At 69.4% G+C, this 25,611-nt stretch carries 22 protein-coding genes; 13 read left to right on the forward strand and 9 right to left on the reverse strand.

Annotated features, from left to right (window positions below; translation table 11 throughout):
• Window positions 1–79 precede the first annotated feature (79 nt).
• Window positions 80–967, forward strand: coding sequence for a DUF5995 family protein (locus ABIC25_RS23790; RefSeq protein WP_354563440.1), 888 nt, complete (start codon window positions 80–82; stop codon window positions 965–967).
• A gap of 237 nt (window positions 968–1,204) precedes the next feature.
• On the opposite strand, the gene ABIC25_RS23795 is transcribed toward ABIC25_RS23790, so the two are convergent.
• The gene (locus tag ABIC25_RS23795; RefSeq protein WP_101822725.1) at window positions 1,205–1,480 is read right to left on the reverse strand and encodes a DUF7218 family protein; all 276 of its coding nucleotides are present in this window, start codon (window positions 1,478–1,480) and stop codon (window positions 1,205–1,207) included.
• 352 nt (window positions 1,481–1,832) lie between these two features.
• On the opposite strand from ABIC25_RS23795, the gene ABIC25_RS23800 reads away from it, so the two are divergent.
• Both ABIC25_RS23800 and ABIC25_RS23805 read left to right on the forward strand, forming a co-directional pair.
• Window positions 1,833–2,921 carry an S-(hydroxymethyl)mycothiol dehydrogenase gene (locus ABIC25_RS23800; protein ID WP_239403106.1) on the forward strand — a complete coding sequence of 363 codons (1,089 nt, stop codon included), beginning with the start codon at window positions 1,833–1,835 and terminating at the stop codon, window positions 2,919–2,921.
• Window positions 2,918–3,550, forward strand: a complete 633-nt coding sequence (locus ABIC25_RS23805; RefSeq protein WP_354563442.1) for an MBL fold metallo-hydrolase — start codon at window positions 2,918–2,920, stop codon at window positions 3,548–3,550. Before ABIC25_RS23800 ends, ABIC25_RS23805 begins: the two co-directional genes overlap by 4 nt.
• 83 nt (window positions 3,551–3,633) lie before the next feature.
• Here the strand turns inward: ABIC25_RS23805 and ABIC25_RS23810 are convergent, their stop codons facing one another.
• Window positions 3,634–4,074 (reverse strand): MarR family winged helix-turn-helix transcriptional regulator, encoded by a 441-nt coding sequence (locus tag ABIC25_RS23810; protein ID WP_064570926.1) that lies wholly within the window; start codon window positions 4,072–4,074, stop codon window positions 3,634–3,636.
• 117 nt (window positions 4,075–4,191) lie between these two features.
• Here ABIC25_RS23810 and ABIC25_RS23815 point away from each other — a divergent pair, with 117 nt between their 5' ends.
• The 3 genes from ABIC25_RS23815 to ABIC25_RS23825 all read left to right on the forward strand — a co-directional run bounded on the left by ABIC25_RS23815 (window position 4,192) and on the right by ABIC25_RS23825 (window position 7,857).
• A complete protein-coding gene (locus ABIC25_RS23815; protein ID WP_354563444.1) occupies window positions 4,192–4,773 on the forward strand; it encodes a hypothetical protein in 582 nt (193 codons plus the stop codon).
• 111 nt (window positions 4,774–4,884) lie between these two features.
• Window positions 4,885–6,252: an MFS transporter gene (locus tag ABIC25_RS23820; RefSeq protein ID WP_004022229.1), complete on the forward strand. Its 1,368-nt coding sequence runs from the start codon at window positions 4,885–4,887 to the stop codon at window positions 6,250–6,252.
• An 87-nt stretch (window positions 6,253–6,339) separates the two neighbouring features.
• The gene (locus tag ABIC25_RS23825) at window positions 6,340–7,857 is read left to right on the forward strand and encodes an ATP-dependent DNA ligase (RefSeq protein WP_248644259.1); all 1,518 of its coding nucleotides are present in this window, start codon (window positions 6,340–6,342) and stop codon (window positions 7,855–7,857) included.
• An 85-nt stretch (window positions 7,858–7,942) separates the two neighbouring features.
• Here ABIC25_RS23825 and ABIC25_RS23830 read toward each other — a convergent pair whose 3' ends face one another.
• Both ABIC25_RS23830 and ABIC25_RS23835 read right to left on the reverse strand, forming a co-directional pair.
• Window positions 7,943–8,830: an anti-sigma factor gene (locus ABIC25_RS23830; RefSeq protein WP_354563446.1), complete on the reverse strand. Its 888-nt coding sequence runs from the start codon at window positions 8,828–8,830 to the stop codon at window positions 7,943–7,945.
• A 350-nt stretch (window positions 8,831–9,180) separates the two neighbouring features.
• Window positions 9,181–9,588 carry a YccF domain-containing protein gene (locus tag ABIC25_RS23835; RefSeq protein WP_248644261.1) on the reverse strand — a complete coding sequence of 136 codons (408 nt, stop codon included), beginning with the start codon at window positions 9,586–9,588 and terminating at the stop codon, window positions 9,181–9,183.
• 90 nt (window positions 9,589–9,678) lie between these two features.
• Between ABIC25_RS23835 and ABIC25_RS23840 the strand changes: the two genes are divergently transcribed.
• Entirely contained in the window at window positions 9,679–9,933 is a 255-nt protein-coding gene (locus ABIC25_RS23840; RefSeq protein ID WP_033206618.1) for a hypothetical protein, read from the forward strand.
• 231 nt (window positions 9,934–10,164) lie between these two features.
• Here ABIC25_RS23840 and ABIC25_RS23845 read toward each other — a convergent pair whose 3' ends face one another.
• Window positions 10,165–10,728 (reverse strand): maleylpyruvate isomerase family mycothiol-dependent enzyme, encoded by a 564-nt coding sequence (locus tag ABIC25_RS23845; protein ID WP_354563447.1) that lies wholly within the window; start codon window positions 10,726–10,728, stop codon window positions 10,165–10,167.
• 37 nt (window positions 10,729–10,765) lie between these two features.
• Here ABIC25_RS23845 and ABIC25_RS23850 point away from each other — a divergent pair, with 37 nt between their 5' ends.
• The 4 genes from ABIC25_RS23850 to ABIC25_RS23865 all read left to right on the forward strand — a co-directional run bounded on the left by ABIC25_RS23850 (window position 10,766) and on the right by ABIC25_RS23865 (window position 15,258).
• Window positions 10,766–11,599 (forward strand): helix-turn-helix domain-containing protein, encoded by an 834-nt coding sequence (locus ABIC25_RS23850; RefSeq protein WP_354563448.1) that lies wholly within the window; start codon window positions 10,766–10,768, stop codon window positions 11,597–11,599.
• A 125-nt stretch (window positions 11,600–11,724) separates the two neighbouring features.
• Window positions 11,725–13,017: a GAF domain-containing protein gene (locus ABIC25_RS23855; RefSeq protein ID WP_354563449.1), complete on the forward strand. Its 1,293-nt coding sequence runs from the start codon at window positions 11,725–11,727 to the stop codon at window positions 13,015–13,017.
• A 157-nt stretch (window positions 13,018–13,174) separates the two neighbouring features.
• Window positions 13,175–14,698, forward strand: a complete 1,524-nt coding sequence (exaC, locus tag ABIC25_RS23860) for an acetaldehyde dehydrogenase ExaC (protein WP_004021499.1) — start codon at window positions 13,175–13,177, stop codon at window positions 14,696–14,698.
• Between the two features lie 134 nt (window positions 14,699–14,832).
• Window positions 14,833–15,258 (forward strand): DUF779 domain-containing protein, encoded by a 426-nt coding sequence (locus ABIC25_RS23865; protein ID WP_010844677.1) that lies wholly within the window; start codon window positions 14,833–14,835, stop codon window positions 15,256–15,258.
• Between the two features lie 77 nt (window positions 15,259–15,335).
• On the opposite strand, the gene ABIC25_RS23870 is transcribed toward ABIC25_RS23865, so the two are convergent.
• A complete protein-coding gene (locus ABIC25_RS23870; protein WP_354563451.1) occupies window positions 15,336–15,800 on the reverse strand; it encodes a hypothetical protein in 465 nt (154 codons plus the stop codon).
• A gap of 197 nt (window positions 15,801–15,997) precedes the next feature.
• Between ABIC25_RS23870 and ABIC25_RS23875 the strand changes: the two genes are divergently transcribed.
• On the forward strand, window positions 15,998–16,540 hold the full coding sequence (locus tag ABIC25_RS23875; RefSeq protein ID WP_354563453.1) for a hypothetical protein: 543 nt from the start codon (window positions 15,998–16,000) through the stop codon (window positions 16,538–16,540).
• Here ABIC25_RS23875 and ABIC25_RS23880 read toward each other — a convergent pair.
• From ABIC25_RS23880 to ABIC25_RS23890, 3 genes are all read right to left on the reverse strand, one after another.
• Window positions 16,521–18,029 carry a dynamin family protein gene (locus ABIC25_RS23880; protein ID WP_354563454.1) on the reverse strand — a complete coding sequence of 503 codons (1,509 nt, stop codon included), beginning with the start codon at window positions 18,027–18,029 and terminating at the stop codon, window positions 16,521–16,523. The genes ABIC25_RS23875 and ABIC25_RS23880 overlap by 20 nt on opposite strands.
• Entirely contained in the window at window positions 18,026–20,020 is a 1,995-nt protein-coding gene (locus ABIC25_RS23885; protein WP_354563455.1) for a dynamin family protein, read from the reverse strand. Before ABIC25_RS23885 ends, ABIC25_RS23880 begins: the two co-directional genes overlap by 4 nt.
• Window positions 20,021–20,149: 129 nt before the next feature.
• Window positions 20,150–23,506 carry an IniB N-terminal domain-containing protein gene (locus ABIC25_RS23890; protein ID WP_354563456.1) on the reverse strand — a complete coding sequence of 1,119 codons (3,357 nt, stop codon included), beginning with the start codon at window positions 23,504–23,506 and terminating at the stop codon, window positions 20,150–20,152.
• Window positions 23,507–23,851: 345 nt separating this feature from the next.
• On the opposite strand from ABIC25_RS23890, the gene ABIC25_RS23895 reads away from it, so the two are divergent.
• Window positions 23,852–25,603, forward strand: coding sequence for an Hsp70 family protein (locus tag ABIC25_RS23895; protein ID WP_354563458.1), 1,752 nt, complete (start codon window positions 23,852–23,854; stop codon window positions 25,601–25,603).
• Window positions 25,604–25,611: the final 8 nt, after the last annotated feature.

Below are 25,611 nucleotides of genomic sequence, written 5' to 3' on the forward strand. Positions count from 1 at the left end.
TGCGGAGGGCGCGTCACGAAGGGTCTCGCGACCCCGGTCGGAGGGTTGATCCGCGCGCGGAGGGGTAACACCGGGTTCCATGCGAACACTCTCGGCGACACTGCTGACCGCAGCTCTGCTAGGAACACTTCTCGTCGCCGCGCCGGCAACGTCGACGGCGGAACCGGCCGAGACGTGTGGCACCGAGCTCCGCCCGGCCGACCGCGAGCGGATCGTCGAACTCAGTACCTACGATCAGGATTCGCGGGACCTCCCGCTCGTGCAGCTACGACGCAACGTCGCGAAGCTGTACGGGATCGTCGACATCCTCACCGACCGCCGCGACCGTCGCGGATTGTTCGCCCTCGGACTGGCCGCAGTGGAACGCGACGCGGTGATGCCGCTGCAGAACAATCCGCGCGTGTTCCAGACGCCGCGGTGGGCCCCGGTGATCAGTCTCGAACTCCTCAACCGGTTCCTCGACGCCGTGCGAGGCGAGTTCGGCGGGGGACCGGTCGCGCCCCAGTGGCGGCACTACTTCGACATGGCCGACGATTGCGCGGTCCCCGGCCAGCGGGTGGCCATGGCCGGCTACAACTCGCACATCACCGTCGACCTGGCGTATGCGACCGCCGACGCCCGGGCCACACCATCGAACGCTCGGGACTTCTTCTTCATCGTCGACGCCATTGCTGCGCATGGGAACTCGATCGTCACGGAAACACTGCGGGAGTACGGCGTCGACCTGGGTCCGATCTTCCGCTTCTACGTCGTCGGTGAGGGACTCGACCGGGTGGCCGGTGCCGGGCGCGCGACCGGGCCGATGTTGCGCGCCGCCGATGTGGGCTACAACGTACTGACGTTCCGCAACGGCCTCGCGCTCCAAGACGTCCGTGCGGCGCCCGGCGCGCGCGGCGACGTCAACGCGCTCTGGAACACCGGGGAGACCGCGCTCACGGCATTCCAGCGTGTCGGTCTGGTTCGCTGACCACTGCTTGGAACGCTTGGGCCGCGTGCGGACGAGCCAGGTGGAATAAGTCGCCGAGGGACGCGGTTGAAGCCCTCGACGGTGACGGATCCATTGCCCCGGGTCCCACCCTTTTGCCGCTTCGAGCGGCCTGTTTGCCGAGAGGCGCACTGGCCGGCACCGTCCCTTTTCACACCGAAGCCGCCGAACCCTCAGGGGTCGGCGGCTTCGGTGGTGTCGGGCCCGGCGGATCGGGTTTCAGTGATCGCGGAGCTTCTCGATCAGCTCGTCCTTCTTCAGGTCCGAATAACCGGAGAGGTCCAGTTCCTTCGCGCGCTTCTTGAGTTCGTCGACCGTCCAGTCCTCGTAGGAACCGGACTTGCCCCCGCTCTTGCCGACGTCCGACCGCGAGCTGTTGGCCGCGGCGTTGGCGATCCGAGCGGATTTTTCCTTCGAGTTGCCCTCGTCGCGCAGCTTCTCGTAGAGCTCGTCGTCCTTGACCGAAGGTCCAGGGTCCTTCTTGTTCTCTGCCATGGTGTACCTCCTCGTGGTCGAGATGCTGAGTACGTCGCAGGGTTGCCCCGACGTGGCCGTCGTGAAACAACCTGCGTCGGCATGGACGCCGCGGGCTCGGTGTTCGTAATGGCCGAAACGGAGTCGAATCGGCCGATCGCGAGCCTAGGGTGAGGTCCGAGCGGGCGACGGCGGCGGACCACCGCTGGGTTTGGCTACCAGCAGTGGACGACGGCTACTCACAATAGATCGGTGTCCGCCCTACCGATAAGGTTGTGGCGATGTGTTCCGGCGATGCCACGACGCGTCGCCGTCCTTGCGAACACACGTTGCACACGTACCCCGAACAACGCAGTTGCGGAAGGAAGAACGCATGTCGCAGACAGTCAAGGGAGTCATCTCGCGCAGTAAGAAGGCGCCGACGGAGGTCGTGGACGTGGTGATCCCGGACCCGGGTGCGCGTGATGTGGTGGTGGCGATCAAGGCGTGCGGTGTCTGCCACACCGACCTGGCCTACCGCGAGGGTGGGATCAACGACGAGTACCCGTTCCTGCTCGGGCACGAGGCCGCGGGTGTGGTCGAGTCGGTCGGTTCCGATGTCACCCATGTCGAGGTCGGCGACTTCGTCGTCCTGAACTGGCGGGCGGTGTGTGGTCAGTGTCGGGCGTGTAAGCGGGGTCGTCCGTGGTACTGCTTCGACACCTTCAACGCCAGTGTGCCGATGACATTGACCGACGGCACCGAACTGACCCCGGCGCTGGGTATCGGCGCGTTCGCGGAGAAGACGTTGATCCACGAATTGCAGTGCACCAAGGTCAATCCCGACACCGACCCGGCGGTGGCGGGTCTGCTCGGTTGCGGTGTGATGGCCGGGATCGGTGCGGCGATGAACACCGGCAACGTGGGTCGTGGTGACTCGGTTGCGGTGATCGGCTGCGGTGGTGTGGGTGATGCGGCGATCGCCGGGGCGCGGTTGGCCGGTGCGACGACGATCATCGCGATCGACCGTGATGCGTCGAAGCTGGAATGGGCCACCGACCTCGGTGCGACGCACACGATCGACGGGTCGAAGGTCGACGATGTGATCGCCGCGGTGCAGGAACTGACCGACGGCAACGGCGCCGATGTCGTGATCGATGCGGTCGGCCGCCCGGAAACCTACAAGCAGGCGTTCTACGCCCGTGATCTGGCCGGAGTTGTGGTGTTGGTGGGTGTGCCGACCCCGGAGATGACCCTGGAGATGCCGCTGGTCGACTTCTTCTCCCGCGGTGGCGCACTCAAGTCGTCCTGGTATGGCGACTGCCTGCCCGAGCGTGATTTCCCGATGCTGATCGACCTGTACGAGCAGGGGCGTCTGCCGTTGGACAAGTTCGTCACCGAACGCATCGGCATCAACGATGTCGAGGCCGCGTTCTCGGCGATGGAGGCCGGCAAGGTGCTGCGATCGGTGGTGGAGTTGTGAGCGGCGAGTTGCGGATCGACAACGTCGTCATCTCGGGCACGTTCAGTCTCGACGGCGGCACCTGGGACGTCGACAACAACGTGTGGCTCGTCGGTGATGACGACGAGGTGATCATCATCGACGCCGCGCACTCGGCGAAGCCGATCCTCGACGGCGTCGGCAACCGGACGGTGACCGCGATCGTGCTGACCCACGGGCACAACGATCACGTCACCGTGGCCCCGGAGCTGTCGGAGGCGACCGGCGCGCCGATCCTGCTGCACCCCGGCGATGACATGTTGTGGAACGACACCCATCCCGGTGTCGCGCATCAGGATCTGGAGGACGGCCAGCGGATCAGCGTCGGTGGGACCGAGTTGACGATCATCAACACCCCCGGCCACTCGCCGGGGTCGTCGGTGATCCATCTGCCCGAGGCGAAGGTCCTGTTCTCCGGTGACACCCTGTTCCAGGGCGGTCCGGGCGCGACCGGGCGTTCGTATTCGAGTTTCCCCACGATCATCGCCTCGATCACCGAGAAGATCTTCACCCTCGACCCGGAGACGAAGGTCTACACCGGCCACGGCGACGGCACCACCGTCGGCGCCGAGGCACCCCACCTCGAAGAATGGATCAAACGCGGTAGCTGACAGGCCGAACGCGGCATCCGCTCGGCCGACTACCGGCCGTTCTCGGTAGTCGGCGCGGGCGGGTGACGGCCGCGGAGGATGCGTCAGGAGACGGACGCGACGAGGACTCGCAGCAGTCGTCGAAAGGTCGTTGCCTGACTGTCGGACATGGCGCCGTGGAGTAGCTCGTCCTCCACGGCCCGTATCTCGGCCTGGACGCGCTCGTGCAGTGCATGCCCCTCCGAGGTGATCGAAACGGTCCACTGGCGATGACTGCCCGACCTCTCCCTGGACACGATGCCCCGCCGCTGGAGTTCGTCCAGATGTTTGCCGAGTCGCGTCGGATCTCGCCCGGTGCGTTCGGACAACGCACGCTGCGACACAGCCGGCGTCGCGGCGACCTCGCCCACGATGGCGTACTCCCACATCGACAGGCCGGCGGCCCGGAGGATCGGCTCCTCGAGGCTGATCAGGTGCGGGATCAGTCGCCCGAGAAGTGCGCCGAGATCGGGCTCCGCACTCGAAACCCGGTCGTCGTCCGCCATCGACATCCCCTCTCAGATCGTCTACCGTGGTAGACGATCGTTGCGGCCGGTCACTCCCGCTCGATGCGGAAGCGTCCTCTCATCATCGCGGGCCGACGGGACGGATCGACAGTTCGGATGGGCACTGTCTTCGAGAAGGGGCGTCGGATGGACACAGCGGCACTTCGGGCGACGACCGACGATGTCGGCGCACATCTCTCCGAGATGACCGTCGGCGACATGAGCATTCCGGCCGCCGCCACGAACGGTGACCTCGGCGATCTGTTCGTGGCGGCCGTCGATCGAAACGCGCGTCTCATCGCGCTCCTCGCCGGCGATGAGCTGATTTCTCGGCGAGCTGCACCGATCGACAGGGCATCGTTCCCGTTGGTGGCGGACCAGTACGGAGGCGGTTTCGATCACCGATACCGTCGAAGTGCCGGCCTGATGGTCGCCGCCTTCGCCGGAGTCCTCGACACGCACCGGGTCGTCGACCTAGACGGCACCCACACAACCGCGGGTGCACTCTACGAGCGCGCGGTCCGCGATGCCTTCTTGCTCACGTGGAACATCGCCACCGCAATCGACATCCGGTATCAGCCGCGACCCGACATCGTTCGAGGGGTCATCCAGACGATGCTCTCGCACATCGAGGATGCCGATCTGGCAACGGCAGTCGACGTCCTCGTCCAACTGTCGGGTCCACACCGGGACAAGTGAGGAGTCGCGGTGGGACTGCGATGAGCCGCACCCGCCGGGTGTCGCCGTCCGCTCAGCTTTTTCTCAGGGGTCGGAATCGGCGGCTCGAGCCGCAGGCGTAACGTCGCGCGGATGAGCGATTCCGCGGTCCGCAACATCGACCATCCCGACCAGGCGCCGGTACCCCGTAGCCGCATCGTGATCGCGTCGATGATCGGGACGAGCATCGAGTTCTTCGACTTCTACATCTATGCGACGGCCGCGGTCCTCGTGTTCCCGGTCCTGTTCTTCCCCAAGGGGGACGACACCGCGGCGCTGCTGTCGTCGTTCGCGACCTTCGGTCTCGCCTTCGTGGCGCGACCCATCGGCTCGATCCTGTTCGGCCACTTCGGGGATCGCGTCGGCCGGAAGGCGACACTGGTGGGGTCGCTCCTCACCATGGGTATAGCCACCTTCGTGATCGGTCTGCTGCCCACGTACGACTCCGTCGGCTACCTCGCACCGGCGCTGCTCGCGCTCATGCGCTTCTGCCAGGGCCTCGGACTGGGCGGAGAGTGGTCGGGCGCAGCGCTTCTCGCGACCGAGACGGCCGAGAAGGGCAAGCGCGCGTGGGCGGCGATGTGGCCGCAACTCGGCGCACCGATCGGCTTCTTCTTCGCCAACGGCACCTTCCTGCTGCTGATGCTCGCCCTCGACTTCGACGCCGCGTCCGCCGACCCCGACCATGCCTTCATGACCTGGGGCTGGCGAATCCCGTTCCTGGCCAGCGCCATCATGGTGGCCGTGGGGCTGTATGTCCGGCTGAAGCTCACCGAGACACCGGTGTTCGCGAAGGCCGTCGCCGACGGCAAGAAGGTCAAGGCGCCGCTCGCCGAGGTCGTCAAGACCAGTTGGCGTCCGCTCATCGCGGGCACGTTCATCATGGTCGCGACGTACACGCTGTTCTACATCGTGACCACCTGGGTGATCTCCTACGGCACCGGCAAGGTGACCGACGAATCGGGTGTCAAGCTCTCCATCAGCTACGTCGACTTCCTGCAGCTGCAGCTTGTCGCGGTCCTCTTCTTCGCCGCATGCGTGCCGATCTCGGGACGCCTGGCCGATCGGTACGGGCGCCGTGCGTTCCTCATCATCATCACCGCTGCGATCATCGTGTTCGGCCTGTGCTTCCAGTGGTTGCTCGATCCGTCATCGATGACCGACGGAATGATGCTGTTCTTCCTGATCCTCGGGATGACGTTGATGGGGCTCACCTTCGGGCCGATGAGCGCGATCCTGCCCGAGCTGTTCCCGACCAACGTGCGCTACACGGGTTCGGGGATCGCCTACAACGTGGCGTCGATCCTCGGCGCCGCCGTGGCCCCGTTCATCGCGACGTGGATCGTCGCGGACTACGGCGTCGGCTGGGTGGGCGTGTACCTCGCGGTCGCCGCCTGCGCCACCATGATCGCCCTGCTCAGCGTCAAGGAGACCAAGACCGTCGACCTCACCGAGGTCTGAGTCACGGGCGCGCTGCCGACCGGGATTGTCGGCGGCGCGGCGTACCGTCGAACGGGTGAATGCCCGTCCGGTTGCAGGTGAGGCGACATGAAGCTGACCGACGTCGTCCAGACCTCCGCGGATGTCGCGCGCGACCGGTCGCGAACCCGCAAGACAGCGGTGCTCGCGGAGGTGCTCTCGGCGACGACGGACGCGGAACTGCCGATCGTCGTCGCATGGCTTTCCGGCGAGATCCCCCAAGGGCGTCTCGGCGTCGGATGGCGGTCGTTGTCGAAACTGATTGCGGCACCCGCGGAGTCGCCGACTCTGGAGGTCGCGGCTGTCGATGCCGCCCTTGGTGAGCTCGCGTCGGCGTCGGGCCCCGGTTCGACGAAGCGCCGCGGCGAGATCATCGCGTCCCTGTTCGCGGCGTCGACCGAAGCCGAGCAGAAGTTCCTCGTGGCACTGCTCACCGGCGAACTGCGGCAGGGAGCACTCGCCGGCGTCATGACCGACGCCATCGCCAAGGTCACCGGCCAGGATCTGGTGCTGGTGCGTCGGGCGAACATGCTGACCGGTTCGCTGCCGGAGACCGCGGCGCTGGCCCGGTTCGGGGCCGAAGCGTTGGCCGCGGTGGGCCTCGAGGTCGGTCGTGCCGTCGAACCCATGCTCGCGACCCCCGCCGACGATCTCGATTCCGCTCTCGCGCTCCTCGGGCCCGACCTCATCGTCGACTACAAACTCGACGGAGCGCGGATCCAGGTTCACCGCAGGGGGACCGAGGTCTCGGTGTTCACCCGCACATTGCGGAACGTGACGGCCAACGTGCCCGACCTCGTCTCGGTGATCGCCGCGCTACCGTGCGACTCGGTCATCCTCGACGGGGAGACGTTGATGCTGTCCGACGACGGCCGACCGCGGTCGTTCCAGGACACCATGAGCCGCTTCGGTTCCGGGCCCACGGCGGCGGGTGAACCCGAACGCCTGCTCAAGCCGTTCTTCTTCGACTGCCTGCATCTCGACGGCACCGACCTGATCGACCGCCCGCTGTCCGAGCGGCTCGCCGCCATCGACTCGATCGCCCCGCAGCTGCGTATCCCGGCCGTGACGCGGCCGAGTGTCGAGGAGGCGCGCAATCACTTCGACGCCGCGATGGCCGACGGTCACGAGGGTGTGATGGTGAAGTCGCTCGACGGCCTGTACGTGGCCGGCCGTCGTGGAAAGGCATGGCAGAAGGTCAAACCGACGCACACCTTCGACCTCGTCGTGCTGGGTGCCGAGTGGGGGTCGGGGCGTCGCTCGGGCTGGCTGTCGAACCTGCATCTCGGCGCCCGCGATCCGGAGACGGGGGAACTCGTGATGGTCGGCAAGACGTTCAAGGGCCTGACCGATGAGCTGCTGCGCTGGCAGACCGAGGAGTTCCCGAAACACGAGACGCACCGGGACTCGTACACGATCCACCTGCGTCCCGAGATCGTCGTCGAAATCGAACTCGATGGTGCGCAACGGAGTTCGCGCTACCCGGGTGGTGTCGCGCTGCGCTTCGCGCGCGTGGTCCGGTATCGGCCGGACAAGACCGCGGCCCAAGCCGACAGCATCGAGGCGATCCGCGCGTTGTTGAAGTGACTCTGGAAGCCACCCGTGGAAACCGGACAGCCGCCGATATGCCGCCGGCCCGGCTCCACGGGGTGGTTTCCAGGAAACGGCCCGGTCAGGTCAGCGACAACTGCGCCACCGGGGTGGTGGTGGGCCGGTCCGAGCCGCCGGGTGGTTCGACGGTGAACGCCAGCGTCGAGGCGGAGTTGATCCCGGACAACACGGCGGTGGTGACCGGTTCGACGTCCTTGTCGGTCATCGTGCCGGCCGAGCGGGCACCGTTCGGCCCGATGAGCCACATCTGATACACCGTCCCCGGTTGAGGCGGCGGGACCGAATCCATGACCAGTACGCCAGTGTCAGCAGACTTCGCGAGGTAGACGGTGACGTTCCCGGTCGCGACCGGACCGCCGGTCGATCGCAGGTCCTCCGCGGAGAAGACCTGCTCGGCCGGGGAAGCGAGCGGGCGCACCTCCGGTTCCGGGGAACTCGACTGTCCGATGACCCACCCGGCGGCGCCGATGGCGACGGCGAGGACCGCCGCGGCGGCGAGATATGTCCACCGGCGAGGCCTGCGTCGGTCATCGGTCCCGGTCGCCGGGGAGCCGGCGGCGGATTCCGGTTGCCCGACGTCGGTGCCGGCTGATGCGGGGTCCTGCTGGGGCATCGGATGATCCGACGCGCCGGACACGACCGGTCCGGACGCCGACGCGCCGGCCGGTTCGGCGACGTCCGGTGCGTCGAGACCCGCGTCGGCACGCGCGGCGGACAGGATGCGGTCGCGGAGCGTCGGCGGAGGTGGCGTGGCGGTCGTCTTGCTCATCGCGGCCAGTGCCTCGCGGGTCGCGCGGACCTGCTTGTCGAACAGGGCGCGTACATCGTGCGGCGCCCCTGCGACGCGCGCCTGGACGTCGCGTAGTTCGTCATCGGAGAGTGCGTCGAGGGCGACGAGCGGTGCCATCTCCAGCAGTTCGGCAGCGTCGGGATCGAGATGCTCAGACATCGCGTGCCTCCTGCCGTCGTCGAACGATGTGTCGTTGTCCCCCCGAACGCCGCTTCCGGCGGGCGGGTGTCACGTTTCCGCGTGGGCCCGGAGGCAACGGGGCTGCGGCAAGAAGTATGACGTGCGCTGCGGGTGATCGGGGTATCCGGGCCGTCGGCTGAACGACTCCTGGTGGAGTCGGGCGCCGGTGGCGTGCAGCGAGAAATGGGTCATCGCCACCGGCGGCAGCGCCGCGTCCGTACCGGGCCTGGCGCTCGCGACGTCAGTCTGGGACCCGTGTGTCATGCCACCTGTTCGGATCCACCGGCGAGGCGGATGGGTCGGGGGAGGTCAGCGCGACGTTCGGTGGGTCACATCCGCACCGGCGTACCGCCGGGCATCTGCTGATCGGTCGGGACGATCTCGGCACCCAGCGGGAGCAGCGACACCGGAACCATCTTGAAACTCGCGATGCCGAGGGGGATGCCGATGATCGTCAGGCACATCGCCAGGCCGGTCGTGATGTGACCGATCGCGAGCCAGAGGCCGGCCACGATGATCCAGATGACGTTGCCGATCGTCGATGCCACACCCGCGGTCGGCTTGCGGATCACGGTTCGTCCGAAGGGCCAGAGCGCGTAGCTCGCCATCCGGAACGACGCGATGCCGAAGGGGATGGTGATGATGAGGATGCAGCAGATGATGCCCGCGACGACGTAGCCGATCGCCATCCACAGTCCGCACAGGACGAGCCAGATGACGTTGAGGATGGTCTTCATTCCTCCATTGTCCATGTGGTGCCGGCCGGTGGGCACAAATGCGAGACGCAGGAGAGCACCCGCGGGCCGGCACGACACTACGATGACGTCGTGGGTGGACGGCCGGGGCGTGCGCGGGAGGCGTTGTGGGCGGTGCTCGCCACCGTGGTGCTCGTCATCCGCATCCTGGCGACCATCGCGCTCGTGCTGTTCGTGATCGGCTGGGCGGTCGCGGCGATCCGCGATTCACTCGACAACGTGTTCCTGTGGCCGTCGATCGGTGCGGGCGTCGCACTCCTGGTCAGCACCTATGTCTACGGTCACCTCCGCGCGCGCTATCCGCGGCACAACGGGTGGATCCCGTGAGTGGTGCTGACCCCCTTGCTCCCTGAGCTGCGCGCGGAGTCCCGCCCCGGCTCGCTGAGTTGCGAACCTTGTGCTCCCTGAGGTGCGAGGAGCGATAGCGACGAGCCACGAAGGGCGTGGTGAGGGTGCCTCGCCATGCCCTTCGTGGCTCGCTTCGCTCGCACCTCAGGGAGCATGGGGAGGCTCGCACCTCAGGGAGCATGGGGGCTCGCGCCTCAGAGGCGGAGGGAGTCAGGACGCGACGCGACCCAACTTCGCGAGAAGCGTCGTCTGACGGTCGGCGCCGGCGGGGATCTCGACCTTGCGGCACACGCCCTCGGAGTAGAGCGCGTCACCGAAACCGTCGACTGCCGTTTCCATCTCGGACAGTTCGTCGTCGGTGAACCGATGCTCTGCCCCGGCGGCCCGGGCGATGTCCCACCGGTGGGCGATCATGTCGAATCCGTAGAACCGGATGAGGGTCTCGCCGATGGTGGTCGGTCCGAAGTGGCCGTCGAAGGCGCGCTCGCCGACGCTCGGGTCGGCGAGCAGGCCGGCGACGGTGTCGCGGTGGGTGTGCCAGGCGGCGGCCGGATCGTCGAGGGAGGGAGTGGGTCCGAGATCGACGTCGTGGCGTGCGAAGAACTCGCGCTGCGTGTCGATGACGTGACCGACGACGTCGCGTCCGGTCCAGCCCTCGCACGGGGAGGATGCGGTCCAGGTGTCCGCGGGAGCGTCGTCGAGGACGGCGGCGAAACCGTCGGCGAGGAGGGCGTAGTGGTCGAGCAATGGTGAGGTGTCGTTGATTGCGGTCATGATGAAAGTCAACCGCACGAGTACGGGACGGTGATTGATGAAACCCGACAATGAGGGGCGCGCGCGGCTCGACGATGTCGAGCGCGCACACCTCGTCGACCCGTCGGACGCGAGCTATCGCATCGGGCGGTGGGCGCCGAGCCCCGATCTCGACGAGCTGGTGCGCCGCTTCTGGGTTCCGGTCTGGTGGGTGCCACCCGGCGCCGAGGCGCCGCAGCGCGTTCTGCAGTACCCGGTCTGCCTCATCGTCATCAGCAACACCTATGCGCGTTTCTACGGCGTGGTGACCGGACTGTCGGAGACGGTGCTGACGGGCGACGGCTGGGCGATCGGGGTGATGCTGACGCCGGGGGCCGGGGGGTTGCTGACCGGCGATGTCGGGGCGTGGACCGATCGACATGCCGAACTCGCCGAGGTCTTCGGCGAGAAGGGCAGCGATCTCGAGCGGTCGGTGCGCTCGGCGATGGCCGTGGACCCCGGGATCGAGGAGACCCAGCGTGTCGCGACCGATCGGGTCGAGGACTGGCTGCGCTCGTATCTCCCGCTCGACGACGACGGCAGGCTGATCAACGCGATCGTGGAGTACGTCGAGACCGATTCGACCGTTGTGGCGGTCGCCCAGATCTGCGAACGGTTCCATCTCACCGAACGGAGCCTGCAGCGGCTGACCCGGCGTCGCCTCGGCCTGACCCCGAAGTGGCTGATCCAGCGCCGCCGGTTGCACGAGGCGGCCGAGCGTCTGCGCGACCGGTCGGGAACGCTCGCCTCGCTCGCGGCGGAGCTGGCCTACGCCGACGAGGCGCACTTCGTGCGTGACTTCAAGACCGTCACCGGCATGACCCCGCGGACGTTCTCGGCGCGGTTCGGCTAGGCCGGGATCGTGGACCGGGCGCGGGATCGCGGACCGGCACGCGACGGCGGGGCCGGTCGAATGTTGCCGAGATCACATCGGTGCAGGCAGAATCGTCGACATATCGGGCAATCAACGGAGGGTGCATGACTGACGCGGCGTTGGTGGCCACGCGCATCCGCCGGGCGTACGAGGACTTCCTCTCCGGCGGGAACCCGCCCGCGGATGCGGTCCGATCGATCGTCCGCGACTCGTGGGCGAGGTCGCTGACCAGGGGCGTCGACCCGAGTGAGGCCGCCGCGGACGGCGACCGTGCGTCCGTGATGTCACCCGCGGAGTTCGCCGCCTACCGAGCCGCACATCCCATCACCGCCGTCCGGCCATTGGTGCAGTCGCTGATGGTCGATGCCATCGCCGACACCGGTGTCGTCGTCGCGCTGACGGATCAGGCCGGGCGCCTGCTGTGGATCGAGGGCGACACGGCCGCCCGCGATCGGGCCGGTCACATCAACTTCGTCGAGGGCACGGTGTGGAGCGAAGAGGTCGTCGGCACCAATGCCCCGGGACTCGCGCTGGCCGTCGACCGAGGCGTACAGGTCGTCGGACCCGAACACTTCGCCGGCCCCGTGCAGGAGTGGAGCTGTGCCGCGGCGCCCGTGCACGACCCGCTGACCGGGCACGTGATCGGTGTCATCGACGTGACCGGTGGACGTGAGGTCGCGGCACCGTTCGCGCTGGCGGCCGTCCGCTCGGTGGTCGCGGCCGTCGAGCGTGAACTGCGGGCGGGTGCTGTCGACCTCGCCGACCCGTCCACCTTCGATCCGGCGCCCAGACCGCAGGGCGCGGCGCATCTCACCGTCCTCGGAGACGGTTCGGGACGCTGGCACCGAGTCGCCGACGGGCCGGGCGCCCGCACGCTGTCCCGTCGACATGCGGAGATACTCGTTCTGCTACAAGCATTTCCGGAAGGACTGAACACCGAGCAGCTCGCGCTGAAGCTGGCCGAGGACGGGCTCGACCCGGTCACGGTGCGAGCCGAGATCTCCCGGCTCCGCCGCGACCTCGGTGCCGACGTCGTGGCAAGCAGGCCCTACCGCCTCACTCTCGACATCACCTCCGACGTCGACACCCTCCGGTCGCGCATCGCGTCGGGTTCGGACCTCGCGTCGGTCGTCGACGACCTAGGTCGCGGCGGACTGCTCGCCGAGTCGAGCGCGCCGGGCATCGTCGACATCTTCGAGGAACTCCGGGAAGACCTGCGGTCGCGTCTCTTCGCGTCCGGCGACGTCGCGGCCCTGCGCCGGTGGACGTCGTCGACCCACGGACGCGACGACCTCGCCGCCTGGCGCCGCCTCGAACACCGCCTGCCGGTCGGCGACCCCGACCGGGCCGTCGTCGGCGGACGCATCCGACTCCTGGACAAGCGGTACGGGGCGTAACCGGCTGAGCTGCGTGAACAGCTGGTGGCCAACGTTGCAACGCTTGTGCAACCACCCCGCTCCTAGAGTGTGGAGCAGATCACAACGGACGCCTCCGGTGTCCCGTGTGACATCCGCAGAGCGTCCTCAGCTTGAGGCCCACACGCAAGGAGCAACCATGACCGTCTTCGCAAAGCCGGGTGCCGATGGCTCGGTGATGAGCTACGAGTCGCGCTACGACAACTGGATCGGCGGACAGTGGACCCCGCCGGTGAAGGGTCAGTACTTCGAGAACCCGTCGCCCGTCGACGGCAAGATCTTCTGCGAGGTCGCACGCTCGACCGCCGAGGACATCGACCTCGCGCTCGACGCCGCCCACAAGGCCGCACCCGGATGGGGCAAGACCCCCGTCGCCGAGCGCTCGCTGGCCCTGCTGCGCATCGCCGATCGCATGGAGGAGAACCTCGAGAAGCTGGCCGTCGCCGAGACCTGGGACAACGGCAAGGCCGTCCGCGAGACCATGGCCGCCGACATCCCGCTGGCCATCGACCACTTCCGCTACTTCGCCGGCGCCCTCCGCGCCCAGGAGGGCTCGATCTCCGAGGTCGACGAGGACACCGTCGCCTACCACTTCCACGAGCCGCTCGGCGTCGTCGGCCAGATCATCCCCTGGAACTTCCCGATCCTGATGGCGGTGTGGAAGCTGGCGCCCGCGCTCGCCGCCGGCAACGCGGTCGTGCTCAAGCCCGCCGAGCAGACACCCGCGTCGATCCTGTACCTGGTCAGCCTCATCAGCGACCTGCTTCCCGCCGGAGTCCTCAACGTGGTCAACGGGTTCGGCGTCGAGGCGGGCAAGCCGCTCGCGTCGAGCAACCGTATCCGCAAGATCGCGTTCACCGGTGAGACCACCACCGGCCGGCTCATCATGCAGTACGCCTCGGAGAACCTGATCCCGGTCACCCTCGAGCTGGGCGGCAAGAGCCCGAACATCTTCTTCAACGACGTGATGTCCGCCGACGACGGGTTCCTCGACCGTGCGCTGGAAGGCTTCTCGATGTTCGCGCTCAACCAGGGCGAGGTGTGCACCTGCCCCAGCCGCGCGCTCATCCAGCAGGACATCTACGACGAGTTCATCGCCAAGGCCGTCGACCGCGTCGGAAAGATCAAGCAGGGCAACCCCCTCGACACCGACACGATGATGGGCGCACAGGCCTCCAACGATCAGTTCGAGAAGATCTCCTCCTACCTCGCCATCGGCAAGGACGAGGGCGCCGAGGTGCTGATCGGCGGAGAGGCAGCCGAACTCGACGGCGACCTGGCCGGCGGCTTCTACATCAAACCGACTGTCTTCCAGGGCAACAACAAGATGCGCATCTTCCAGGAAGAGATCTTCGGCCCGGTCCTCGCGGTCACCACCTTCAAGGACTTCGCCGACGCCATGCACATCGCCAACGACACGCTCTACGGGCTCGGCGCCGGCGTGTGGAGCCGTGACGGTGCGACCGCCTACCGGGCGGGCCGCGAGATCCAGGCCGGCCGGGTGTGGACGAACACCTACCACGACTACCCGGCGCACGCCGCCTTCGGCGGGTACAAGCAGTCCGGTATCGGTCGCGAGAACCACCTCATGATGCTCGAGCACTACCAGCAGACCAAGAACCTCCTGGTCGGTTACGCTCAGAGCGCCAAGGGTTTCTTCTGACCCTTCGAGGCTCGTCGCTAGCGCTCCTCGCACCTCAGGGAGCAGGGGGCCGCGCTCCTCGCGTGAGCGGTGAGCAGCGGGGCCCTCTCCACGCGATAGCGGTGCAAGTACCAGCGAAGAGAAGGTGATTGACGATGACCGCCGAGCAGAGTGTTCCTGATCGCGTGGTCGCCACAGACTCCGCCGTGCAGCTCCTGACCAAGTTGTCGGAGCTGCACGGCGGCCTCATGATCCACCAGTCCGGTGGGTGCTGTGACGGCTCGGCCCCGATGTGTTACCCGGTCGGGGAGTATCGAGTGGGCCAGCGGGATGTGCTGGTCGGCGAGATCGAACTCCCCGAACCCATTCCGGCTGTACGGGTCTGGATCAACGGTGACCAGTTCGAGCTGTGGAAGCACACCCAGCTGATCCTCGACGTCGTGAAGGGTCGCGGCGCCGGATTCAGTCTCGAGGCACCGGAAGGCGTCCGGTTCCTTTCACGCGCAAGGACTTTCACCGACGAGGAGAACGAGGTCCTGGCGGCGTCGCCGCCGCTGACGGGGGCCACCGCCGGCCCCTGAGCTCGATCCCACACAGAATGCGTCGTCCGTATCGAAATCCGATACGGACGACGCATTCTGTGTCTGTCCGGGCTGGTTCACCACTGGTCGAAGCCGACGTTGACTTGGGGGTATCCGGTGTCGATGTGGTTGTTCATCCAGTAGTTCTGGGCGTGGGGTCCCCAGATGGTGCTCATGGCGGTGTTGACGTTGTGGGGGTGGTTGGTGAGTTGGTAGTTGGCGGTGGGGCCGAAGGCGCCGATGCGGTAGATGGCGTTGACGTCGAGGTGGTTGGTGAAGGGTGCGGTGGCGGTGATGGTTTCGGTGGCGCCGGGGTAGAGGATGTGTTGGGGTGCGTTGATCCATTGGCCGCCGTCGGCGTTGGCGCCTTGGAGGTATTCGGGCTTGTCGGTGTGGTTGGTGATGGTCATGGCGACGGTGGGTTCGCCGGGTCGGGTGATGGGGAGGGTGCCGGCGTGGGCGGCTCCGGCGGCGCCGAGGGCGATGCCGGTTGCGGCGGCGAGTCCGAGGGTGGCGGTGGCGATGCGGGTGGTGGTCTTCATGGTGTGCTCCCGGTGTGGTGTGGGGGTTGTGTTGGTGACACCACTGACTTTCCTCGGGATGTGGGTGTGGTGGTTTCCGCTGACCGGGTGATGGGTGGGGTGAACGCTGCATCCACCGATCGGGGGACATGCGGACCCGGACACGAGGATGCGCCGAGTTCGACGGGTGGGAGTCGTCGGGCAACTACCATCGAGGGATGTCGAACGCCGACGGCTCCCCACCGCCCCGCCCACGCGTCGCCGTCACGCCGATGCGTCCGCAACGGCCGGCCGGACGCGCCGCGGCCGTCCGGTACGTGATCGTCGGCTGGCTGGTGTCGGTCGCCCTCGTCATCGTGACCGTGGGACTGACACTCCTGTCCCTCAACGACATTCGGTCCACACTGGCCGCCGATCTCGTGCGGGCCCACCCGGAGAGCGGAACCGACGCCGCACGTGCCGTGGACATCTCACTGATGGTCGGCGCGGTCATCGCCGTGGTCGTGGTGGTCCTGGGTCTGTGGGGATCAGCCCGACTCTGGGACAGCCGATGGTCCGGTCGCACCATCCTGACGATCGGTGCCGCGGCGGCTGTCGCCGGCGCCGTGGCGTTCCATCTCACCGTCAGTCCGTCCGCGACCGCCCTGGCCGATATCGGCATGCCGGTTGTCGCACAGTGGCTTCCGGCGGCCGCCGCCCTCGTTGCGGTCATCGCCACCGGGATCGCCTACACCCGGTCGGTCACAGCCTCCCTGCGCTGAAGCCCTCGACGTCGCCGGTCCGGACCACCGCGTCGAGTTGCGCGACGATGCCCTCGGCGCTGCGAACCGCGACCTGACATGCCGACGCCGACGCCGGACCGAGGAGCGGATGGCCGGCACGCGCCCGCCAGACACGCGCGGCCTCGATGGCCGCGTCGCGCAACGCATACAGGTCCGCGGTCGGTGGCAGCCCGAGGCGGACCGCGGGATCGATGCCCGATCCGCCGATGAGTCGGGTGATCTCGGCCGCCTGATCCGGGGGAAGATCGACGCCGCCGGCCCGGATGGTGCCGAGCAGACGCAGTTCACGGAAGCCGTGCACGTCCGCGAGCTCCCGACGGACCGAGGCCCGGACGTCGCGCGCTCCCGCCGACGGTGAGGCGGCGAGAAGGTGATCCATCGTCACCAGTGCGGAATGGGATTTGAGCTGGTCGGCGCGCTGGCCGAACTGGGTGTCGATGATGGCACTCAATTCCGAGAGCCCGCTGCGCTCGACGAGTTCGGCGGCCAGCGCCGACGACGAGGTGGCGCCGAACCGGATGAGCGTGACCGCCATGCGGATGCCGAAGGCGCCGAAGCGTTCGGCCAGCGAACGGCGCAGATCGGCCGGGATGGCAGGCAGGATGTCGGGGCGCGAGAACCGGTCCATGGTGAGCAGTGCCGCCTCGAGATCGGGACCCGGGGTCGCGGCCAGCTCTGCCAGCGCGCGGAACTCGACTTCCCGCATCGTCCGGGCGGCGAGCGCCAGGAGTCCCGCGACCGGCACGACCGCCTGACAGAGCCCGGTGCGTTCGAGTTCGCCGGCGAACCGCCCGGCGATCTGATGTGCCGAGATCATCGCGTCCATCCGGCCGGCGCCGAGCTCGTCGGCGCGGGAGACCACACCGATCACGCCCAGGGGACCCGACGATCCGCCGATGGCCGAACCGATGCGGCGCAGCATCGTCGTGTCGGTGGCGGTCAGGGAACGCAGCAGGTAGACGACGGCGTCGACGCCGGACAGGCCGTCGTCGGGGGTGAGGAGCGCGAGTGTGGACGCGGACAGCTCCGTCGAGAGCGAGGCCGTGCCCGGGGTGTCGACGATGGTCGTCGACTGCAGCGCCCGCGCAGGCCATTCGACGTCCAGGCGGTCGACGCGGTCGGCGGTCAGGCGCCCGAAGTCGAAGCCCAACCGGCCGTCGATGCGGGTGACCGGGATGCCGACCGCGCGGCCGTCGTCGACGTGCGCGGTGACCGACGGGGACCGTCCGTTGCGGTACCAGGTGACCACACGTGTGCACTCGGTGGCGTCGGTGGGGGCGATGTCCTGTCCGACTAGGGCATTGAGCAGCGTCGACTTGCCTGCCTTGAGCGAACCGGCCAGCGCGATCCGCACCGGCTGATACAACCGGTGGGCGCACACGTCGAGCTCGGCCTGTGCATGCGGGTCGTCGGCGAGCGCGGCGCGGGTGGCCTCGAGAAGCCCTCGGACACGGGCGATGTCGGTCATCGGTGAGGAAGCTCCGCGGCGGTGTCGTCGGGATCGAGATGGTCGGCCGCTCTGCGCAGGGCGGCGACCGCATGGAGCCGCGATTCGAGTTCGGCAACCCGTCCGGATCGTTCCGAGTCCGCGAGGGTCGCGGCGGACTGTGCAGCACTGAGGGATTCCGAGATCGAGCGCGCGGTCTGTTCGGCGACCGAGGTGAAATGGTCACGGAGGACTCGCTGGATCACCCGTAGCCGGTCGCGGGACTCCTTGCCGACCTGGAAGCTGACGTCGTCGGTGAAGGCGCGTACGGCGACCTTCGCCTTCGCGCGACGCTCGAGGACCTTGGCCTCCTTGTCATCCCGATAGGCCTTGGTACCCAGCAACAGTCCGGCGCCGACGGACACCGGGTTGATGAGAGCCATGCCGACCATCGTCGAGATGAGGCCGAACATCAGCACGCCGCCGTAGGAGCCGCGCATCCCGATCAGCAGTTTCTGGGCGACACCGACTCGGCCGCTGTCGAGTTCGGCGAGTTCGGCAACCGAGTCGAGAACGCCGGTGAGATCCGCGACGTCGATGTCGGGGAGCGAGTTCTGGCCGGCGGCCGCGAAGTGGTCGGCGACCCGTTCGGCGAGCCACACCGAACGCTCGTGCGCCCAGACGAAGTTGTCGCCGATCACCGCCGCGGTCTGGTCGGCCAACCACTCGCTCAACTGCTCCCAGTCGACCCCCGGGTCGCCCTCGTCGATCGCCCGCTCGGCCTCCCGGGTCACCGCACGCAGACGGTCCCGCAGGTCGTGGTCGATGTCGGCGGCGAGATCGGCGATCCCATCGGCCAGCGTCTGCTGCCATTGCGCGGACTGTCGGCGCATGGCCTCGGCGTCGGACTTGGCTTCCCGGAGTGCCCCGACGGCGCGGCCGGCGGTCTCGGGGTCACGCAGGGCGGCGAGTTCGCTGCCCAGGGTGAGCGCGAGATGCTCACTGACGACTCGTAGATCGGTGGCGACGGTGGCTCGCGTCGCCTGTCGCGCGGTGGCCACCACGCGCTCGCGCAGATAGCGGTACAGATCGAGGAACCCGGCCTCCGCGTTCAGTTTCTCGTCACCGAGACGCAGTGCGTGGGAACGGAGTACCGACGACACCGGCAGCAGCGGGACGTCGAGGCCCGCGGTCTGCAGATGCGACCGGTCGGCGTCGACGATGGCCCGCCAGTGCGGATACAGGTCGGTCTTCGTGACCAGGCACGCCAGCGTCGGGCACAGACCGGCCACCTGTTGGAGGAACGCCATCTCCGGTGCGGTGAACTCCTGGCTGGCATCGGATATGACGAGCACTGCGTCGGCCGCTGCGACCATACCCAATGTCGCTGCGGCATAGGGATGTCCGTGACCGCCGACGCCGGGGGTGTCGACCAGGACGAGGCCGTCGGCGAGCAACGGGCCGGGTGCCTCGATCTCGAGACGCAGAACTTCGCGGCCACCGGCGAGCGGGGAATCGGGGGTGATGCCGGCGATCGCCTCGATCGGCACCGGGATGCGGCTGTCGGTGGCCGGGCCGTCGACGATCAGATGGGCCGACGGTTGCGCGGCGTGCGAGATGACGGTCGGCACCGCGGTCGTCTCGTCGTCGCCGACCGAGCACACGTCGAGGTTGAGCAGCGCGTTGACGAAAGAGCTCTTGCCCTGCTTCAGCTGACCCACCACGACGATCCGCAGCCGGGGGTCGGTGATCCGGGTGCGTGCGCCGTCGAGTCGGCTGACGAGATCGTTGCGACCGGCCTCCCGGGCCACGTCCGACATCGTCGACAGCAATTCGCCGATGGTGCTGGGCGACTGGGGCGTTGCGGTGGGGGCTGATCGCGCCGGCGTGACCGCGGCCGGTGGTGTCGGGGTCGGTGGTGTCGGCGTCCGCGGTGTCGGGGTCGGCGGTGCCGGGACCGGGTCGGGTTCGGGTGCGTCCCGGTCGGCGGCGTGCCGGCCGACCCGAGGTGGTTCGGCGGGTGGAGTGGTCATGGTGTCCTCACGGTAGCGGTGAGTCGGCGTGTCCGGTCGGCATCGGACGAGGACCGCCCCGGGACCTGCCCACGTCCAGGGTTGCTGGATCGGTGAGCGGTCCCGGGGCGGGTTGCCGACCTGGATGGGTCAGTCGGCCTCGGGTCCGGCGTCCGGGGTGTCGACGCCGATCCCGGTGTCTGTGTCGCCACCGAGGCCACCGGTCAGGCCGCCGGTGAGGCCCCCGGTCAATCCGCCGGTGAGGCCGGCGGTCGTGTCGGCCACGCCGCCGACGGTCGTGTCGAGTGCGCCGCCGAGTCCGGCTCCGGTGTCGGCCGCGCCACCCAGGTCCAGACCGCTGTCGGCCTCGCCCCCTGCTCCGACGCCGCCACCGGCGACCGTGCCACCGGTCAGTCCGCCGGTCACGCCACCGACGACGTCCGTCGTCGTGTCGAGGGTTCCGCCGACAGTCGTGTCGAGGGTGCCGCCGATCCCGGTTTCGAGCGAGCCCGCGGTCGCGCCGGCCACGTCTGCCGCACCGCCGGCGGCGCCGGAGATCGCGGTGGTCAGGTCGGCAGTGACATCCGCGGGCAGCTCGGTGTCGAGTGCGCCACCCAGGCCCAGGTCCCCGCCCAGACCCAGGTCCCCGCCCAGGCCGCCGCCGAGGCCGGTGCCGGAGTCGAGACCCAGCGCGCCGTCGAGCACCGGACCGGCGGTGGCCCCCAGTGCGGCGTCGCCGATTGAATCGAGCCCGCTCGCTCCGCTCCCGGCGCCCAGCCCGGCGAGTCCGGTCTCCAGGGTGCCGCCGAGGCCGCCCTGCAGGGTGCTGTCCACTCCGGCCACCAGGTCCGTGCCGGTCTCGGCCACGGTGCCCAGGCCGGCCAGTGTGCCGGCGCCCAGGTTGCCGGTGAGGCCGTCGACGACCGTGCCGCCGAGCCCCTCGGTGACCAGGATCGGTCCGCCGACGGTGATGGTGCCCTCGGGGGAGAGGATGAGGCTCGGGTTGATGATCGCCTCGAGTTCGCCGGTCAGCGCCCCGCCGAGACCACCTGTCGCCTCCAGGGTGGAGTCCAGGGTGGCAACGAGGCCGTCGGTGGCCGACAGGTCCACGTCGAGCGCGGTGCTGAGTACGGTGCTGAGGGCCGCGGGGAGTTCGGCTCCGCCTGCCAGCTGGCCGGCCAGCGAACCGCCGAGCTCTCCACTCAGCGCGGTCCCGAGGACGGCGCCGAGGGATGCGCCCAGGTCGGCGCCGACATCGCCGCCGGCAGCCAGCACGGTCTCGAGGGTTCCGCCGAGGTCGGCCGCGGTCTCGGTCACCAGGCCGAGTCCTGCGCCGGCGTCGAGTGCGGCGTCCAGCGCGCCGCCGAGCTGGGCGATCAGTGCGCCGTCGACGCCGAGTGCGCCGCCGAGGTCCGCAGCGAGCAGTTCGCCGAGGTTCAGTCCGGCACCGGCCGCGGCGTCGAGGATGCCCTCGATGCCGGTGGTCGCGCCCAGCACGCCGCCCAGGGTGGCGCCGAGTCCGGCTGCGAGGTCACCGCCTCCGCCGACGATCGCACCCAGTTGCGCGGCGAGATCGGTGGCCAGGCCGCCCTCGAGCAGACCCGTGAGGTCGGCACCGAGGACGCCGCCCAGTTCGAGTGCGCCACCCAGCGCGGCTCCCAGATCGGCGCCCGCGGCGGCACCCAGGACGCCGGTGAGCACGGTGCTCAGCGCGGTGTCGAGGCCGGCGCCGGCCGACAGCAGTCCGTTGAGCGCGGCGCCGAGTTCGGTGCCGAGCCCGCCCACGACCCCGAGCCCGCCGCCGAGGGCGCCTTCGACGGCGCCACCGAGACCGGCGCCAAGTCCGGCACCGAGGCCCAGACCCGCGTCGAGTGCCCCGCCGACCCCGGCTTCGAGTGCGCCACCGAGACCGAGTCCGGCGTCGAGTGCGCCACCGAGTCCGGCGGTGAGGTCGGCTGCGAGACCACCTTCGAGTGCCGCGGCGAGCGTGCCGCCCAGGGCCGCGCCGAGACCGGCTGCGGCCTCACCGCCGACCTCGAGGCCGGCGGACAGGGCTCCGGCCAGAGTGGTACCGAGATCGCCACCTGCCTCGAGCAGTGCCTCGACGTCGACGATCCCGCCGGCTTCGAGGACGGATTCGAGTGCCGCGGCGAGTCCGGCCTGAGCGCCGCCGCCGACACCGAGTGCGGCGGTCAGGGCGCCGCCGAGGACGGCGTTCGCACCGGCTGCGCCGGTCAGGACCAGGCCACCGGTCGCGGCTGCCGTCGAGGTCAGGGCCACGCCCAGTGCGGTGCCGAGCGACGCGGCGGCCGTACCGCCCGCGGCCAGGGTGGAGCTGAGGGCGCCGCTGAGGGTGGCGCCCAGTTCGCCGGACAGATCGGCGATGGCCTGCGCGTCGAGCAGACCCGACAGCGTCGCGGAGAGGTCGCCGGCGACGTCGAGAGTGGAGGTGAGTGCGGCGGTCAGATCGCCGGACAGTTCGGCGCCCAGGCCGAGGGCACCGGTGAGGACCGCCGAGATGGCACCGCCCGCACCGAGACCGGCGCCGAGTGCGGCCGCGAGGTCGGCGCCGAGCGCGCCGCCCGCACCGATCGTCGCACCGAGCAGACCGCCCAGGGTCGCACCGAAGGAACCGGCGAGCGCGCCGCCCGCACCGAGTGCGGCCGACAGCTGCGCGGCGAGACCGCCCCCGAGGCCGAGTCCGAGGTCGGCGCCGGCGGCGAGGAGTGCATCGAGCGAAGCCCCGAGTTGAGCGACCAGCGCGCCTTCGGCACCGATCGCGCCGGCCAGCGACCCGGCGATGACCGGCCCGATGCCTGCGGCGATCTCGATCCCACGGTCGACGACGGTGTCGAGCGCTGCACCCAGTGCCGCACCGAACTGCGCTGCGACCGCGCCGCCGGCACCCACACCGGCGGACAGCGCCGCGCCGAGTGCAACGGCCAGCTGTCCGGCCAGGTCGAGGTCACCGAAGGCGACGCCGCCGAGATCGAGATCGGCCAGCGACAGACCGGAGAGGTCGATGTCACCCAGCCCGATGCCGCCGAGGAGACCACCGAAGTCGATGTCGCCCAAATCGATTCCACCCAGATCGATTCCACCGAGGTCGAGTCCGCCCACGCCGAAGCCGCCCAGATCGAGTCCACCGATTCCGCCGAAGTTCACGTCGCCCAGGGCGACGTTCCCGCCGCCGAGATTGATGTCGCCGAGGTTCAGACCGCCCAGGCCGACGCCACCGCCGCCGATCACACCCCCGCCGACTGCGCCGCCCACGGCCCCACCGACGGCGCCGCCGCCGGCACCGATGATCGCGCCGAGTCCGCCGCCGGCCCCGGCGGCCAGGCCGGCATCCGCCACCAGCGGTGCTGCCGCGGAGACATCGGCCGGGGTGACGCCGGTGAGACCGGCGCGATCGATCGCGGCCTGGGGGTTGCCGCAGTAGGCGTTGAAGGATTCCTCGTCGCGAAGCAGACCGAGGATGAAGTCGAGTACCGCGTTGCTCGGCATGGCGTCGTTCCTTGCGTCGGGGAGATCGGAGTTCGATCCCGTGTCGAGTTCGACCGTATGGACTCCGGCGCCGGACGACATCGGGGTAAATCCCCAGTCCTGTCGAGGAGGGGGGTGGGCCGGCGCCCCCGGGGATTCGGCTGGGGCCGGGCTCGTCGCATCCCACGTATAGGGGTGTCGGGACTTTCCCCCTAATCTCCGCCGAAGGGCTAACACCTGGGCATCAGTGCGCGACACACTGGGTGACGTGCACCGCCGGGGCCGGGGCACGTGACATCGACGGTGTGCTCGAGATGAGGGACCGTCACCGACCACCGTCTGCAGGTGCGAACAGGAGTGACCGTCATGGCCATCGGGATCGGTGTGAAGATCGGGACCGCGAACAGCGTCGCGGTAGCTGCCTCGGAACATTCCTGGGAGGGTGCGGTCTCGGTCGAGACCTCCGCTCTGGTGGATGCCGACGACTTCGTCGCCCGGGTCGGCGACCCGGTACCGATGCTCGACGACCACGGGCACACGATCGCGGCCGCCGAGATCTACGCGGACGCGGTCACAGCGCTGCTCGCCCGGCTCGACCTCGGGACGGACTCGTCACGGTTCGACGACGCGCACCTGAGTGTCGTGTTTCCCGACAACTGGACCGATCAGGCCGTCGACGAGGCCAGGACAGCGCTCGCGGCCCACCCCGACGCGGTGCCGGCGGAGTCGACGACCTGGGTTCCCGAATCGCGCGCCACCCTGGCCGCGGCCGAGCATGCCGAGGGCGCCTTCGGCGACGGCACCGTCGTCGTCTGTGATCTCGGCGCGACCGGCGTCACCGTCTCCGTCCTGACCACCGGCTCCGACGCGGCTCCGGTGGGCCGCCCGGTGCGGCTGGAGACGGTGAGCGGCAACGAGTTCGACCGCCTGGTGCTGGCGCACACGCTCCGGGTCACCGGTGCCGACGCCGAGGTCGACTCGGGCCTTGCCGACCCGCAGCGCAGCGGCGCGATCCTCGACGACGTGAACCGGCTGCGTGGCGACTGTCGACGGGCCAAGGAGTGTCTGTCGGTCGACACCGACACCGTCGTCGACGTGCGGGTCGGAGACGTCCGCACCGAGGCGCGGCTGGTCCGGGACGACATCGAGGATCTGCTCCGCGCCCCGGTTCTGGAATCGGTTGCGCTGGTTCGTGAAGCGCTCACGGCCTCGGCGGTCGGCCTCGACTCCTCCGGGGCGGCCGCGACAGGGTTGAATCCGGCCGGTGCGACCGCGGTGCTCCTCGGTGGTGGCGGTGCCGCGATCCCGCTCGTCACCGAGATGCTGTCCTCGACCCTGCGCCTGCCGGTCGTCGGCGACCCGGACCCGGCGTCCGCCTCGGCGGCCGGTGGCGCACTGATGGCCGGCGCCGCACTCGCCGCCCACCGGTCGGCGATCGCGCCCGCCGCCTCCACCACTGCCGTCGTCTCGGCCTCGCCCGACGAGCGCCCGCTCCGCGAGATCGCCCCGGCGCCGAGCACTCCGGTGACCGAACCCGCCCCGCGGTTGTCGCGACGCAAGCGCGGCACGCTGATCACGCTCGGCGCCGCCGCCCTGGCGCTCGTGACGGCAACCGGACTCTCCGTCGGCACCGGACTCGTCGGCTCGGTCGGGGAGTCCACGCCCCCACCCGCGGGAGCAGCGACGACGACGGCGACCTCGTCCCCGAATCCCGGGGGCGGTCCGGGTACCACGGTGGCGGGTGCGCGTCCGGGAACCTCGGCCGCGCCGGTGACCGGTGCGGGCACCCGGGCTCCCGGCGCCGGAACCGGCACACCCGGACGCGCCGCGACCAACACGCCGACGGGTGGAGCGCCCGCCCCCGGAACCACCCCTGGCCGGACGGCACCCGCACCCGCGCCGGGACCGGCTCCGGCGGCGCCGTCGGTCCCGTCGGCACCCGGCACCCCGTCGGTGCCCAGCCAGCCAGAACCGGAAGTCCCCGATCCGGGCACCGGTGGCGGCTCCGGGGGTGGCGGAGTCACCCCGGGCGGGGTCCTGGAAGCTCCCGGTCGGGTCCTCGACGGCACCGGCCAGATCGTCTGCGGCGTCACCGGCGTCATCGGCGTCGACTGCTGAGCCCGGTG

The organism is Gordonia sp. PvP123 (genome assembly GCF_040547295.1).
In the GTDB taxonomy this organism is placed as follows: Bacteria; Actinomycetota; Actinomycetes; order Mycobacteriales; family Mycobacteriaceae; genus Gordonia; species Gordonia terrae.